Origin of the sequence: Clostridium fessum (assembly GCF_003024715.1) — a bacterium.
GTDB classification, from domain to species: Bacteria; Bacillota; Clostridia; order Lachnospirales; family Lachnospiraceae; genus Otoolea; species Otoolea fessa.
Genome location: NZ_PYLO01000004.1, coordinates 164890 through 179506, shown reverse-complemented (window position 1 = coordinate 179506; position 14617 = coordinate 164890). Strand labels below are relative to the sequence as shown.

The 14617-nt window shown below is 50.9% G+C and carries 14 protein-coding genes; 1 reads left to right on the top strand and 13 read right to left on the bottom strand.

What is annotated here, in order from left to right:
* Positions 1-8 precede the first annotated feature (8 nt).
* The 11 genes from C7U56_RS12165 to C7U56_RS12115 form a co-directional block, all read right to left on the bottom strand.
* Positions 9-1148: a sensor histidine kinase gene (locus C7U56_RS12165; RefSeq protein ID WP_333490916.1), complete on the bottom strand. Its 1140-nt coding sequence runs from the start codon at positions 1146-1148 to the stop codon at positions 9-11.
* The gene (locus tag C7U56_RS12160; RefSeq protein ID WP_022360295.1) at positions 1138-1842 is read right to left on the bottom strand and encodes a response regulator transcription factor; all 705 of its coding nucleotides are present in this window, start codon (positions 1840-1842) and stop codon (positions 1138-1140) included. Before C7U56_RS12160 ends, C7U56_RS12165 begins: the two co-directional genes overlap by 11 nt.
* Before the next feature lie 158 nt (positions 1843-2000).
* A complete protein-coding gene (locus C7U56_RS12155) occupies positions 2001-4130 on the bottom strand; it encodes an RNA degradosome polyphosphate kinase (protein WP_107001431.1) in 2130 nt (709 codons plus the stop codon).
* Between the two features lie 2 nt (positions 4131-4132).
* A complete protein-coding gene (locus C7U56_RS12150) occupies positions 4133-5698 on the bottom strand; it encodes a Ppx/GppA phosphatase family protein (protein WP_107001430.1) in 1566 nt (521 codons plus the stop codon).
* A gap of 1 nt (position 5699) precedes the next feature.
* Entirely contained in the window at positions 5700-6998 is a 1299-nt protein-coding gene (locus tag C7U56_RS12145; protein ID WP_181357240.1) for an ATP-binding protein, read from the bottom strand.
* Between the two features lie 106 nt (positions 6999-7104).
* Complete coding sequence (locus C7U56_RS12140) at positions 7105-8229, bottom strand: bifunctional chorismate mutase/prephenate dehydratase (RefSeq protein WP_107001429.1); 1125 nt, start codon at positions 8227-8229, stop codon at positions 7105-7107.
* 3 nt (positions 8230-8232) lie between these two features.
* Positions 8233-8976: a lysophospholipid acyltransferase family protein gene (locus tag C7U56_RS12135; RefSeq protein WP_107001428.1), complete on the bottom strand. Its 744-nt coding sequence runs from the start codon at positions 8974-8976 to the stop codon at positions 8233-8235.
* A 296-nt stretch (positions 8977-9272) separates the two neighbouring features.
* A complete protein-coding gene (locus C7U56_RS12130) occupies positions 9273-9716 on the bottom strand; it encodes a type IV pilin protein (protein WP_107001427.1) in 444 nt (147 codons plus the stop codon).
* The gene (locus tag C7U56_RS12125; protein WP_022360303.1) at positions 9688-9870 is read right to left on the bottom strand and encodes a DUF4250 domain-containing protein; all 183 of its coding nucleotides are present in this window, start codon (positions 9868-9870) and stop codon (positions 9688-9690) included. Before C7U56_RS12125 ends, C7U56_RS12130 begins: the two co-directional genes overlap by 29 nt.
* A gap of 20 nt (positions 9871-9890) precedes the next feature.
* Positions 9891-10178, bottom strand: coding sequence for a hypothetical protein (locus C7U56_RS12120; RefSeq protein ID WP_243021938.1), 288 nt, complete (start codon positions 10176-10178; stop codon positions 9891-9893).
* 114 nt (positions 10179-10292) lie between these two features.
* Entirely contained in the window at positions 10293-11243 is a 951-nt protein-coding gene (locus C7U56_RS12115) for a hypothetical protein (RefSeq protein WP_107001426.1), read from the bottom strand.
* A gap of 672 nt (positions 11244-11915) precedes the next feature.
* Between C7U56_RS12115 and C7U56_RS12110 the strand changes: the two genes are divergently transcribed.
* The gene (locus C7U56_RS12110; protein ID WP_022360306.1) at positions 11916-12860 is read left to right on the top strand and encodes a D-2-hydroxyacid dehydrogenase; all 945 of its coding nucleotides are present in this window, start codon (positions 11916-11918) and stop codon (positions 12858-12860) included.
* A gap of 120 nt (positions 12861-12980) precedes the next feature.
* Here C7U56_RS12110 and C7U56_RS12105 read toward each other — a convergent pair whose 3' ends face one another.
* Entirely contained in the window at positions 12981-13415 is a 435-nt protein-coding gene (locus tag C7U56_RS12105; RefSeq protein WP_107001425.1) for a protease complex subunit PrcB family protein, read from the bottom strand.
* 55 nt (positions 13416-13470) lie between these two features.
* A complete protein-coding gene (locus tag C7U56_RS12100; RefSeq protein ID WP_107001424.1) occupies positions 13471-14613 on the bottom strand; it encodes an ABC transporter ATP-binding protein in 1143 nt (380 codons plus the stop codon).
* Positions 14614-14617 lie beyond the last annotated feature (4 nt).

Sequence of the window (14617 nt, the reverse complement as noted above, 5' to 3'; positions counted from 1 at the left end):
ACTCGCCTTTACGGCATCTGGAAATTTTCCCTGTTGATGTCAAAATTCGTCCGCAGGCGCACCGTAAACACCGTTCCATTCAGATCGCTCGTTACCTGAATCGTGCCACCGTGCATATCGACGATATTTTTGGCGATCGCCAGACCTAACCCTGTGCCGCCCGTGTTGGTCGATCGCGACTGTTCCACGCGGTAGAATTTATTAAATAAAAGAGGCAGCTCGTCCGCCGGAATCACGTAACCGTAGTTCGTCACCGAGACGGTCACGACCTCTTCCTCCGCGTGAATCTGCACCAGCACCCGTTTTCCGTCCGCACCGTACTTGATCGCGTTATTGATCAGGTTGTCAAAGAGGCGCGCCAGAAGATTTCCGTCTGCCGTGATAACCTTGCCCGGGACATTGCTCTGCAGCTCGTAGGAGAGGTTTTTGTCCTTGAAGCTCGGATAAAATTCCTCCAACAGCTGGCTGAGCAGTTTGACGATGTCCACCTTCGACACGTGCATTGCCACTTTTCCATAATTCATTTTGGTAAAACCAAACAAATCTTCGATCAGTTTTTCCAGACGTTTCGATTTTGCATAGGCAATATCAATATATTTTTTCTGCATTTCTGCAGGAATCTCCACCTTGCCGGACAGAAGTTCAAGATAGCCGATGATCGAGGTCAGCGGTGTCCGCAGATCGTGTGCCACATTGGTAATCAGCTCATTCTTCGTGCGCTCCGCCTCGCGCTCCTTGTCCATCAGATTCCGGATATCCCCGACCATCTTATTTAAATTGACCGCCATCGCCGTAAACTCGTCGTCGCCCCGCACCTCGATCGTCGTATTCAAATCGCCCTCGGAAATATTCTGAATCGCGGACGAGATCCGGCTGATATAGCGCATGGACCGCTCCTGGAGGGCAAAAAAAGTGACTGAGAAGATCGCGATGCCCGACAGAAGATAGACAAATGCCATCAGTGTCTCTGTCTCCGTCAGGCGCAGGAAAAAAGAATCCCGGTACCGCGTCTCCCGCAGATAGCTGCTGATCATCGAAACATTGGCAATCAGAAACACCTCCACCAGGCATGCCACCACGGTGCTGTAAACGATGTTCATGACCATCCGTGTCCGGAATCGGCGACTCATATCTTTTTTATTTTTCAATTTTGTATCCTACCCCCCAGACCGTTGTAATGATCTTGTTCTGTCGGGTGTCCTCCTTCATCTTGCCGCGAAGCCGTCTGATATGTACCATAACTGTGTTATTTGCCTCGTAGACTTTCTCATTCCACACCTTCTCAAAGATTTCATCGGTGCTGAAGACCCGCCCCGGATTGGATGCCAGCAGATACAGGATATCAAATTCGATCGGCGTCAGCTTGATCTCCTCGCCGTACACCGTCACTTTATGATTATCTTTGTTGATCGTGAGCCCCTTGATCGAGATCTCATTTTTAACCTGGTTTCCTGCACCGCTCTGCGGATTTAACTGCGTATAGCGGCGAAGCTGTGATTTGACGCGCGCCGTCAGCTCCAGCGGGTTAAATGGTTTCGTCACGTAATCATCCGCGCCGGTTCCCAGTCCCAGAATCTTATCCAGATCCGCTGAGCGCGCGCTCAGCATGATGATCGGGATATTGTTCGTCTCCCGGATCTTGCGGCACATCTCCAGACCATCCATTCCCGGCATCATGATATCGAGAAGCACCAGATGAATCGTCTCCTTCTCCAGAATCTCCAATCCCTCTAACGCATTGGATGCCTTATATACTTTATAACCATCACTGACCAGATAAATCTCCACCAGATCGGCAATCTCTTTCTCATCATCCACCACCAGAACGTGTATTTCAGACATAAAAAAACCTCCCTCATATGTAATGCAGGTTCCCGGTATCTCTATGCGAAATACCAGACGAATATACCTGTTTCCAGTTTACCATATGGGGAGGATTTATGCTTTAAAAATTTATTACATTTTTGGAGAATTTTGCTTATCTGCGAACTGCAATTTCTTTATTGTTCCAGCGGAATAAACACCCTCATCGCCGCCGGGTCCTGCTTTTTTCCAGCTTCCTTCGCCGCCTGCACTGCCTCCGCACAGAAGGTATCCTGCGCGCAGACCGGCTCTTTGCCGCGGCGGTTGCGTTTAGCGTAGGTTCCGTCCGGTCTCAGGTACTGCGCCTTGACATTGTCGGCAAGCTGTACCTCTAAGATGTGACAGATGCGTGCTTTCAGCTTCTCATCCTCAACCGGGAAGAGAATCTCCACACGACGGTCGAGGTTTCGCGGCATCCAGTCGGCACTTCCCATGAAAATCTGCGGTTCACCGTCGTTCTCGAAGTAGAAAATACGGCTGTGCTCAAGGAAATTTCCAACGATCGAGCAGACCGTTATATTCTCGCTTAATCCCGGAATCCCGGCGCGCAGACAGCAGATGCCGCGGACGATGAGCTGTATTTTTACCCCCGCATTGGACGCCTCGTAAAGACTCGCAATGATCTCACGGTCGCACAGGGAGTTCATCTTTGCCACGATCCGCGCCGGAATACCTTCGCGGGCGTTGCGCGTTTCCCGCTGGATCAGGCGCAGAAAACGTCCGCGCAGCCACAGCGGCGCCAGCGACAGCTTGTTCCAGCCAAGCGGCTCCGAATAACCCGACAGCATGTTAAAGACTGCAGTCGCATCCTCACCGATCAGCGGATCACAGGTTAAAAGACCGCAGTCGGTGTAGAGTTTTGCCGTCGAATCGTTGTAATTTCCAGTTCCCAGATGGACGTAGCGGCGGATGCCCTCTTCCTCGCGGCGCACCACCAGCGTGATCTTACTGTGTGTTTTCAGCCCCAGCAGACCGTAGATAACGTGGCAGCCGGCTTTTTCCAGCATCTTCGCCCAGAGAATATTGTTTTCCTCGTCAAAACGGGCTTTCAGCTCAACCAGAACCGACACCTGTTTTCCATTGTCCGCCGCTTCAGCAAGCGCCGCGATAATCGGGGAGTTACCGCTGACACGGTAGAGTGTCTGCTTGATCGCCAGCACCTCCGGGTCGCGGGCAGCTTTCTTGATAAAATTGACGACCGGCTCAAAGGTCTCAAACGGGTGGGTCAGCAATATATCGCCTTTGCGGATATTGGCAAAAATATCATCCTCATTCATCAGCGCCGGAACCGGCTGCGGCGTGTACGGCGGTGTCTTAAATTCGTCAAAGCCCGGCAGACCGAACACCTTCATGAGAACGGTCAGATCAAGCGGTCCGTCAATCTCATAGATCGCGTGCCCGCCGACGTGCAGCTCCTTTTTGAGGATGTCTAAGAGGCGCTTGTCCGCCTTTTTCTCGATATCCAGGCGGATGACCTCGCCCCACTGGCGTTTCTTGAGCTTCTGCTCGATCTCCTTGAGCAAATCCTCCGCCTCATCCTCGTCGATGCTCAGATCGGCATTTCGCATGACACGGAACGGATGGCAGCTGATAATATCATAATTTAAGAACAATTTGTCGATGTTCCGCTCGATGACTTCTTCCAGATAAATGATCGATTTGCCCTCCTGGCACGGCAGCTCCACCACGCGTGGAAGCCCGCCCGGCACACAGACCATCGCAAATTCCAGCTCGCCGTCTCCCTTTTTCTTGCGGACCAGCGCAGCAATATTTAACGATTTATTGTGAATGAGAGGGAACGGGCGGGAGGAATCAACCGCCATCGGCGTGAGGACCGGATAGACCGATTCCTCAAAATACCGATCAACGTACACCGCTTCTTCCTTCGTAAGCTTCTCATGCTCGGTGACCACGCGCAGACCGTGCTGTTTTAAGAGCGGCAGGAGCATCCGGTTGTAGGTCCGGTACTGATTCTCGACCAGCTCATGCGTTTTTCCATCAATCGCATCCAGCTGTTCCTGTGCCGTCATACCCGCAATATCCCGCTTCGTATAATTGGCGTGAACCATGTCCTTGAGGGATGCCACGCGGACCATGAAAAACTCATCCAGGTTCGACGCCGTGATGCTTAAAAATTTCAGGCGTTCAAACAGTGGGGTCGTCTTATCGCGCGCCTCACCCAGAATCCGGTAGTTAAATTCCAGCCAGCTCAGTTCACGGTTTACATAATTTTCAGATTCTCCGTATTTCAACACTGCATCCGACATCCTTATACCCCTCTTTTCTGCCTGAGTACAGGCCGTATTCCAAAGACTTCCTCAAAGAAATCTGCCTTCTGGTCAAATGAATACTGCTCCAGCACGATACTCTCCGGACAGTCCGTCGTAATCACCAGACTGCCGTTCCGCACAGCGATGCGGCTGTCGCTCAGTTTCTGGCGGTGGCTGCGGTCCATCGAATTGGCCAGACGCAAAATTGCCGTCAGCTTCGCAATCAGGATCGTCAGCTCTCTCCGGGAGGTTCCAAGCCCCGCATACTGGGACAGATCCGACTCCAGGATGACCTCATCGTAGGCATATTCCTGAATGTTGTAGCGCACGATATTGGCTACAACCTCGCGCTCCAGATGGGAAATTCCGATGATCTCCGTATCCATGATGATCTGGTACGAGCTTTCCGAACCGCGCGTGATGCTGACAAACTTGCCGCAGTCATGCAGGGTCGCTGCGATCTTTAAAAGCAGGCGTTCCCGCGCTCCCAGACCATGGTATTTTTTCGTTGCATCAAAGATCATCTCCGCCGACCGCTCTACCTCGCGCACATGTGCGCCGTGGCAGCGGTAGCGCTTCGCCATCTGGCGCGCCGTTGAGAGGATATCTGCCTCAAAATCATGATGGAAGCGGACCAGACGGTTTTCCTGTGCGTACTCTGCCGCGATACCATCGCAGAGGGTCGTCCCCGGTGCCCAGATATAGGAAGCACCCGTCATGTCTAATACCTTCCGGTAGAGAATTGCACTTGGAATCAGCACTTCTGCGTAATCCTGCGGCAGCTCATAGCGCTCCTGAATCTCCTCCGAGGACATCCCAATCAGCTTCTCGCAAAACACGCCAAATTCCTTTGCCGTGAACCGCGCCCCGCCTTTTTCATGCATGCCGCGGCTGATCATATAGTTCATTGTCTCGCCGGTCGCAATCAGCGTCTCAATCTGATGCTCTTTTAAAAATATCTTCCGAAATGTGTATAATTCATTTTCTACCAGCTCATCGATGATCGCCGGGATCTTCCGGTAATCGACGCGCCAGTGTGCTGACATTTCACTTAAGCGCAGCACGCCGAGCAGAAGGTTCTGCGTTGATACCAGTACCTCCTCATCAAAGAGGGAGATCTGGGTGCTTCCGAATCCGACATCCATCAGCGCCGCACCGTTTTTCACGGTGTGCTGGAATTCTTCCTCCCTGGCTGCAACGGCTTTATAACTCTTAAAACGAAGCTCCGAGTTGTTCATCGTGCGGACCCGGAGTCCGGTACGCACCAGAATCCGGTCCAGTACCATCTGGCTGTTCCGCGCCTCCCGAAGCGCGCTGCTCGCAAATGCCCGATAATCCGATACCCGGTATGTTTTCATCACTTCCCGGAACTTATTCAGGACCTCGCACATTTCCTCCACGATCTCGTGGCTCAAACGTCCGTCATTGTACGTGTCTTTGCCAAGCGCCAGCGCATGGCGCACATGATCGATCTCGCGGATTCCGGCGGAAGCAGAAATCTCGAAAATTCCCAGCTCCAGTTCGAAGGAACCCACATCAATAGCGGCAAAGGTTTTAACGGTCATATTACTTGATCTCTCCTTTCAGCTTGCTGCGTAAGTTTGCAATAAACTGGGTGGCAGTACGTCCGGACAGCCCGCCGTGGCTTAACTCCCACTTGTTGGCTTCCAGAAGCAGATCTGCCTCCGGCATATGGATGTGGTATTTGTCTGCCAGCACGCGGACGATGTTCTGGAACTCTTTCTTGTCCGGTGAGCCGTAGTAGATCGTGACGCCAAAACGCGCAACCAGAGACAGTTTTTCCTGCACCGTATCGTTGGAGTGCAGATCGTCGTCCAGCTCGCGCTTATCGCTGAATTTCTCGCGGATTAAGTGACGGCGGTTCGATGTCGCATAAATCAGGACATTCTGCGGCTTAATGCCGAGACCACCCTCAATGATTGCTTTCAGATATTTATATTCCAGCTCATATTCCTCAAAGGAAAGGTCGTCCATATAAATGATAAATTTGTAGTTACGGTCTTTGATCTGCTCCAGGACATCTGACAGTCCGCGGAACTGATGCTTGTACACCTCGATCATGCGGAGTCCGCGGTCATAATACTGATTTAAGATCGCCTTGATACTGGATGATTTACCGGTACCGCTGTCACCGAAAAGCAGGCAGTTGTTTGCCGCGCGCCCCTCGATAAATGCCTCGGTATTCTCAATCAGCTTGGCTTTCTGCAGCTCATAGCCTACCAGATCGCTCAGCTCGATATGTTCCACGCGCGTGATCGGCTCGATATCGACCTGCTTTGCCTCGTCATCCATGATAATATGGAATGCTTTGTTAAGACCAAACTTGCCGACACCAAATTCTTTATAAAATTCGGTCACGATATCCTGAAATTCCTGATCACTCTCCGCATTCTCCAGTGAAACCGATAATTCAACGATCCGGTCGCGGATGCGGTGGTTGAACGCCTTGCTGTTTCCCAGCGCATTTTCGTAATGCTTCATCTCCGACCAGATGCCGTTCTCAGTCTCGTCCAGACGGGCAATATCCAGGGAAAAAAGCTCTCTGACCTGTGTAAAATCGTGGCGTGCAAGCTCGCTCAAGCTGCCGCCGACCGGTCCGATGATCTCACAGGATGTGCTGTAGGCATTTTCATTGTTTGCCATGCAGAACGCCAGGAAACAATGCCACAGGTTTCCGCGGAATCCATAGGTCACTGCCAGATCGATGAGCTGACTCGCGCATGCATATGCATCCGGGCGTGCCTCGCCTTCCTCTGGTTTTAAGAGGCTGCACATATCGTCAAATAACTGCTGATACCGCAGGTTGCGGTATAAAATCATCGTATTTTTTCTTTTTTCTTCCATTATTCTGCCTTTCCGGTTACCATCACATTTTTTTACAGTACTTTCAGTCTCAAAAATGCCTGCCCGTGGACAGCAACCCATTCTGTCTTGTCCTAAGCTAAAGAGTCTAGTAATTTCCTAATATTTTTACATTTTTCGCTTCGCGCATGATTCCGTACAGTGCATTCTGCACACCGGCATCCTCCAGATTTCCCTCGATGTCCACGAAGAAGCGGTACTGCCAACTCTCCTCCGGGATCGGACGGGACTCGATCATACGCATATTGACGTCATTGAAAATAAAATTGCCGAGCATACTGTACAGCGTACCGCTGCGGTGCGGCAGCTCGAAACAGAGGCTGATTTTCTCTGCACCCGCCTGATAGACGCGATCCTTCGCCAAAATCAGGAAACGGGTCGTATTGTCCGGACAGTTGTTGATCGGACCTGCCAGCTTTTTGAGCCTGTAAATCTCACCTGCCACCTCACCTGCGACTGCCGCCTGTGACGGATCTTTCTCATCGCGTACCTTCTGTGCCGCCACAGCATTATTTTCCATGCTGAGCTGCTGCCAGTCGTGCTGGTTTAAGAAGTCGCTGCTCTGCATCAACGCCTGCGGATGGGCAAAAACACGCTTCACATCGGAAAGTTCCGCGTCCGGTGTGCCAAGCAGGTAGTGATGTACCGGCAGAAATGTCTCCGCCACGATCACATTGTCGTATTTTAAAAGCAGATCATAGTTGTCCGTCACGGCACCGGCGGAAGAATTTTCAATCGGAAGCACCGCAAAATCGGCTTTTCCCTCCTGAATCTCCACCATCATATCCTCAAACCGGCGTACATGATGGATATCCGCGTCTTTTCCAAAGAACTGCAGCGCCGCCGCATGACCGTAAGCGCCCTCTAATCCCTGGAACACCACGCGCTTTCCGGCTGTTTCAAGCTTCTCCACCTTATGGAAGCCCAGATCCGGACCGCCGACGCGCCCTGCAATGGTCTGATACTGATACCGGCGGCTCAGCGTCATCATCTGCAAAAACAGTTCGGCAACCGCCTGCTTGTTGAACTCGCCCTCCGCCATCGCCTGAACTGACTCGATCTTCTGTTTCTCACGCTCGGCGTCGTAAACCGCCTTTCCGGTCGCGATCTTATACTCTGCCACCTCGCTGCAAAGGCGCATTCTCTCCTCAAATAACTTTTCTATCTGGGTGTCAATCTGGTCCAGACGCCCTCTTATCTCCAGCAAATCCATCTCTTAGCTGTTCTCCTTTTCCATCTCTGAAAGCATCCCTGCGATCTTTTCTCTCGTATATGCGCCGACAAACTTCCGGTTCTCCGGATCCAGCTCTTTCACGATAAACGGCTCGCCGAACTCAATCACGACATGGCTCGGACAAATAAGCGGAATATGCTTCTCAAAGACCTCCGCTGTTCCCTTGATCGCCACTGGAACAACCGGACAGCCAGATTTCTCTGCAATCTTCAAGCTTCCCTCTTTAAATGGAAGCAGATCTGAAAGCTGTTCATTTTTATTGCGGGTTCCCTCCGGAAAAATCCAGACAGAAACGCCGCGGCGCACCTTCTCGATCCCCGCCAGAATCGTTTTTAAACCTTCTTTTATATTATTCCGATCTAAAAACAGACAGTTGACATTGAGCATCCATTTTGACAAGAGCGGAATCTTCTCCATCTCTTTCTTTGCCACAAATCCCATCAGTCCCGGAACCGTCGTATAGCCAACCAAGATATCAAAATAGCTCCGGTGGTTTCCCACATAGAGCACCGGGCGATCCTGCGGAATATTTTCATATCCGCGCACCTCTACCGTCACACCTGCCATTTTGAGCAGTTTTTCAAAAATATTACGCACCATCTGGGTGCTTTCTTCCTCCACTGCAACCGGATCTACCTGTCCCTGTTTATCCATACGGTGCAATGTGCCGATGGAACCAACAAGGAAGCTGACGATCGTTCCTACTATCTTTATCGCGCGAAACATACTGATACCTCTCTTTTCTCTTGTATCTGTCCGAAACCGTCTGGTTTTTATCCTGCTATTTTCATTTCCAGACAGACTGCTTTACTGTCTCATTATATAGAAAGAAGCAGGGTTTTACAAGACTTTCCTTGTAAGACATCCTGCCTCTGTTACTGTTCACGCATACGTGCCCAGTATCGGAATTTGCCGTGGCTTCGCATTTAAATACGGCAAATTCCTGCTGCCACCACGTTTTCTTACGGCACTTTCGGTTCCAAAAGTGCCTACCTGTGAACAGTAACCTGCCTCTCTATTTTTTATGGATTCACAATCTCCGTCTTTCCGCTGATCAGCGCTTCCACCTCGATTCCACCTATCTCGCACAAGATTCCCTCATAGCTTTCCAGTGTATCGCTGTAATACACGCTGTAGATAGACACATCCTCAGAAATCTCTCCATCCAGATAGTTTTCCAGCGGATTTTCTCCCAGATCCCGGAAAGAACCACCCAGATCCATCATCAGCTCCCAGCTTTCCGGATGAATGTCCTGCTCATCCAAATCATGCAGATACATCCAGAGCGCCATGCATAGAATCCTCGCCTCGGCTTTCGCCCGCACTTCCTTCGCTTTCTGTACCTGTCCGGACATGATCGGGATCGAAACTGCAACGAGAATCGACACAATCCCGGTCACAATCAGCAGCTCTGCCAGCGTAAAGCCTAACAGTGCCCTAGCGGAACTGGTTCTTTTCTCTGTCATAGGTATATCCCACCGCCTGCAGCTTCTTCTCAAGCTCCGACCGTTCTGTATCAAACGCACTGCATAATTCATCTAAATCCGGGTAAAAATCTCTGAGCTGTGTGTTCACAAAACTCAGGCACATAATCGGATCGTTCGGTATTTTTCCTGCCATCTTTTTCCCTTTCTGTCCTTTTATTCATACTCAAACGTAACCGTCACATAGTAACCGCGGTCATTTTCCTCGATCGCCTTTACCACGCCGTGATCGGCGGGAATCCGGTCATTCAGCTTAAAAAGCCCCGACATCGCCACCGCCGGTTCAATCATATAATTGACATTAAACGGCGTCACCGACTCCGTCACCTCTACTGTCTGTCCGACTTCTACCAGTCCCGGACGTTCCATTTTAAATACAACATCTCTTGTCACGCCGTTTTTCCTCTTCTTTCTGGTCTGATCCCCGATTCTGGCTGCCGGCATATCCTCACGCCGTGCCTCTGATTTCAAAATTTTTTTACACGAACCATAACCGCCAGCTTACCAGTTTTCTAGTATACGGCACTTTTTTCCTTTTATCAACTGCGCCCACACAACCTACCGTTCGTTTTTTTCACGCGCCATCCGCCGCAGCTGCCGAAATCCAAGCCATGCCAGTAAAAGCAGCAGCAGACTTATACTGATCGTCAGTCCGTAGTGAATCCACCGTCTCCAGAACGGAAGCGGGAGGTTTTCCACCGGCGCAGTCTCTGTTTCCACCAGAGTTCCCGGATCCGCTTCTATTTCTGTCATCTCTTCCACATCCGGTTCCGCTTTTTCATACTCCATCCGCCTCCGGTAACGCTCATATGCCGGAAGTCTGACCGTTCCCCCGTACACTGCCCGGCAGTCCCATACGCGGCGTTTTGCCTGTACCGCCGCATTGCGGCACCAGATGCCAGCCTCATCCTGATAAGCATATCCCTCCCAGCTTGCCGACTCAATCTGCACCTCATCCTCCGATAGCCCTGCACTTGCAAGCAGTTCTTCCCTGCACGCCTCCAACGGCGGCACTTTTTCATCATGCATCACGACAGTTCCACCCAGCCGGTATGTGTCCGCCCCGTATTCGTGAAATACGACCGAAATCTCAAATCCATCCTGCCAGTGTTCGTTCTCATAAGAGGTTCTTTTCAGATCCAGCATAACCGATACGGTCTTCCGGCTCTCCCGATCCTCCACCTCCATCGGCGCTCTCGCCGGGATCTCCTGTTCCCGCGTCACGGATGGATAGACCATCTCCCCCGAAACCTCCCGCGTTCTGCCGCGCACCGGCACCGCCTCTATCTCTGTCCCCACAAGCCGGTAGGTAATTTCCCCCTCTTCCAGATATTCTTCCGGCGCTTCTGGTATCTCAGCCTCTTTCAAATAGGAAGAAGAATAACGGATCCGCCGTTCTCCCGCCTTATCTTCCTGTGCGTAAGCCTGTCCGCCGGTGCCCTGCAGGCACAGCACAAATGTCAGCACTGCCAGCCTCCAGCCATATCTTCTGTCTTCTCTTTTCCCCATACATTCTCCCTTTCTGCCATTCCCCGGCAAATGTCTCCTGCCAGCCGAACCGCATTCTTTCGTAAGCACGTTCTAAATTTCCGTACTCCTCTCTCAACCTTCTCCATCCTTTCTAAAATTGTTATTGTTCACGCATACGTGCCCCGTAACGGAATTTGCCGTGGCTTCGCATTTAAATACGGCAAATTCCTGCTGCCACCACGTTTTCTTACGGCACTTTCGGTTCCAAAAGTGCCTACCTGTGAACAGTAACGATATGATACTTATATTCAGCACTGCTCAATCATATGACTGCTATTTTTTTGTTTCATAGGACGCAGTTTCCCCTGAAACAAAAAATGCATTATGAAATTTCATAAATACCCGGATATTTCTGTGAATCACAGATGCCCTCTTTGCGGGCAGAATCATCGAATGCCGTCCGGAACCGGACTTTGAACTGCATTGTACCTTTATTATAGTCTGCCCTATCTCAAAATACAATTTATAAATCGCTCCCGCGGCATTTTCTACAAAAACACCTTTTTATCCATCATTTACTTATAAGTGTTATACAAAAAATCGAATACGACTTTCTGTTTGGTACGGCAAAATGACTTGACTGGACAGCAGATTTTAGGTATACTTGCATATAGGTACATTTTACAAAATAAGAGCGGAGGAAATTAAACTATGAAGTGTCTTATCATTGACAAAGTATACGCTGGTATTGCTGAAGAACTCAGCAAATACATGGAAGTTAAAACTGCAGAGAATCTGCCGTCCACCAAGGATCAGTTATTAGCTGAAATCGGTGACGTAGACGTTCTGATCATGCGTGTAGATCCGAAGATCGATCAGGAGATCATCGACGCTGCTAAGAACCTGAAGGTTATCGGCGTTTGCTCCGTTGGTCTGAACCACATTGATATGGACTATGCAAAATCCAAAGGAATCCAGATCTTCAACGCACCGGGCTTAAACGCTAACGCAGTTGCAGAGCTGACCATTTCCAAGATGTTAGATATCTCCCGTGGTACTTTCACAGCTAACTACGATGTAAAAGTAAAACACGAGTGGAACAAATATAAATTCGAAGGTCGTGAGCTTCGCGGCAAGACTCTGGGTGTTATGGGCTTCGGTCGTATCGGTAAGAGAGTCGGCGAACTTGGTCGTGCATTTGGTATGACTGTCGTTGCTTACGATCCATTCCTGAAACCGGAAGATTTCGAGAAAGAGCATGCAACTGGCATGTCCGTAGACGAGATGTTAAAGGTAGCTGATTTCGTATCTATCCACGTACCGCTGACACCAGAGACAAAGGATCTGTTCAACGCTAAGTCCATCGCTGAGATGAAGGATGATGCAGTTGTTCTGAACATGAGCCGTGGTGGTATCGTAAACGAGAAAGACATGTACGAGGCTCTGAAAGCTGGCAAGATCGGCGGCTACGCAGCAGACGTTATGGAGAACGAGCTGGCTGGCAGCGGTCTGACAGGTGATGATACATTCGCAAGCCCGCTGTTCGAGTGCGACAACTTCATCGTTTCCCCGCACATCGGCGCTCAGTCCGTAGATGCTTCCAGAGACATCGGACTTCACATCATTTCCAAGGTAAAAGAGGCTCTTTCCCTGTAATCAGGAAACCAGTCTTATACTCATATAGGAAATCCTGCGGAAATCGTTCTGCAGAAACTGCATAAAGACAGGAACCGGATGATACTCTCGCCGGTTCCTGTTTTTTTGTTTCATAGGAAACTACTGGAATACCACTGGTTCCTCCAGCAGTTCCGTCCGCAGCACAATATACGGATACGACGGCTCTTCCCCGGTCGGCTCGCTTCTCTCCGGTCCTTTTAACTCGGTCTTGACGATGATCGAATTGTCCGTCAGGTACAACTCCGGAACCGTAATGCTGTAACCGCCGGTCTCCTGCTTGCCGTACCCGGCAGCTATGTAGAGGTCATTTCCGCTTGTGTAAGTCAGGCGGAAGGAATCGTTCTTCTTTTCTTCTATGATCTGCGCCAGCTCCTGCGGCGTCTCATCGGGACCTATGACGGCAAATTCCAGATCCCGCAATTTTTCTGCCTGTTTTTCACCGCCGCATGCAACCGCATAGACCCCCGCCAGAAAGATTCCCATCACAACCATAAGGCTTAGAAGCCATTTTTTCCTGCTTTTCTTACTTTTCATCAAATAAAAAACCTCCCGCTCCCCTGCACGCAGCCACGCGGCAAAATGCTTTGATTTACTGCATTTTATGAAGCGGAAGGTTGTGATATTCAATCTTTTTTCCTTTTTCCCTGGCATACGCCAGCAACCGGTCGTTCGCCGCCGCCCAGCCCCCATACTGCCTGCGGCACGCAATCACGCACTGGCACGCATCCAGACATTCTCTGGCTTCTTGTTCCTTTTCCTCTGATATTTCTTCAAATGCGGGGACTGCAATCAATCTGGACGCCAATGTACAAGCCGCCGGATAATCTAAGTCGGCTTCCGATACGATCCCTGCCGCAAACGTGGTTCCAGCTCTCTGAAGCTGCCAGAAGACAGCGCGCCCGCTTCCTCCTCCTGCCAGCACAAACACCTCTGGTGCCCCCTCCGGACGCGGAAGCTCCATACTGCCGCCTGTCTGACGGAAGCGCCCTTCCTCGACCTGGAAAAGCTCGGAAAGATGTTCTGGAGTCAGCATCTCTTCCGGGCGTCCAAACCGGCTTTCCTGCCCCGGGCTGACGCACAGCACCCAGTCAGAGACGCGCTCCGCCAGATCAAGTTCATGAATGGATAAAATGACTGCCACCTTCTTGCGGCGCGCCAGCTCCTGCAAGACCGACATAAATTCCAGCTTATAACGGATATCCAGATAGGAAGTCGGCTCATCGAGAAGCAGCAGTTCCGGCTCCTGACAGAGCGCCCGCGCCAGCATCACCCGCTGCCGCTGACCGTCGCTGAGCGTCTGGAAGTCCCGCTCCCGAAGCTCTGATACCTGCACTGCCTCCATCGCCTCATCAACTGCCTTCCAGTCCTCCTCCGAGAGGACACCAAACCGCCCCGTGTACGGATAACGCCCGGCTGCCACAACATCCCGGCAGGTCATCCACTCTGCATGAACCTTTTCCGTAAACATGACCGCCATCCTCCGTGCGCGCTCCGTTCCCTTCATTCCCAGAAGGTCCGCGCCGTCCAGGTAAACCGCGCCTCCCAGAGGGGGAAGCTGCGCGGCGACACTCTTTAAAATGGTCGATTTTCCGGCTCCATTCGGTCCGACTAAAGTCAGGATCTCACCCTTCTTTATCCCGATCCGGACTGGATTTAAGATCTGTTTTCCACCGTATCCAACCTGTAAGTCCTCTGTATAAAAGTAGATCTTCTCCTCATTTTCTAGATTCATGGTA

Bases quoted from the DNA above. Each gene is read 5' to 3' on its own strand.
- C7U56_RS12125 (WP_022360303.1), bottom strand. From the start codon at position 9,870: ATGGCAGGAAAAATACCGAACGATCCGATTATGTGCCTGAGTTTTGTG.
- C7U56_RS12155 (WP_107001431.1), bottom strand. From the start codon at position 4,130: ATGTCGGATGCAGTGTTGAAATACGGAGAATCTGAAAATTATGTAAAC.
- C7U56_RS12130 (WP_107001427.1), bottom strand. From the start codon at position 9,716: ATGACAGAGAAAAGAACCAGTTCCGCTAGGGCACTGTTAGGCTTTACG.
- C7U56_RS12105 (WP_107001425.1), bottom strand. From the start codon at position 13,415: ATGAAAAGTAAGAAAAGCAGGAAAAAATGGCTTCTAAGCCTTATGGTT.
- C7U56_RS12145 (WP_181357240.1), bottom strand. From the start codon at position 6,998: ATGGAAGAAAAAAGAAAAAATACGATGATTTTATACCGCAACCTGCGG.
- C7U56_RS12160 (WP_022360295.1), bottom strand. From the start codon at position 1,842: ATGTCTGAAATACACGTTCTGGTGGTGGATGATGAGAAAGAGATTGCC.
- C7U56_RS12150 (WP_107001430.1), bottom strand. From the start codon at position 5,698: ATGACCGTTAAAACCTTTGCCGCTATTGATGTGGGTTCCTTCGAACTG.
- C7U56_RS12110 (WP_022360306.1), top strand. From the start codon at position 11,916: ATGAAGTGTCTTATCATTGACAAAGTATACGCTGGTATTGCTGAAGAA.
- C7U56_RS12135 (WP_107001428.1), bottom strand. From the start codon at position 8,976: ATGTTTCGCGCGATAAAGATAGTAGGAACGATCGTCAGCTTCCTTGTT.
- C7U56_RS12140 (WP_107001429.1), bottom strand. From the start codon at position 8,229: ATGGATTTGCTGGAGATAAGAGGGCGTCTGGACCAGATTGACACCCAG.
- C7U56_RS12100 (WP_107001424.1), bottom strand. From the start codon at position 14,613: ATGAATCTAGAAAATGAGGAGAAGATCTACTTTTATACAGAGGACTTA.
- C7U56_RS12115 (WP_107001426.1), bottom strand. From the start codon at position 11,243: ATGGGGAAAAGAGAAGACAGAAGATATGGCTGGAGGCTGGCAGTGCTG.
- C7U56_RS12120 (WP_243021938.1), bottom strand. From the start codon at position 10,178: ATGCCGGCAGCCAGAATCGGGGATCAGACCAGAAAGAAGAGGAAAAAC.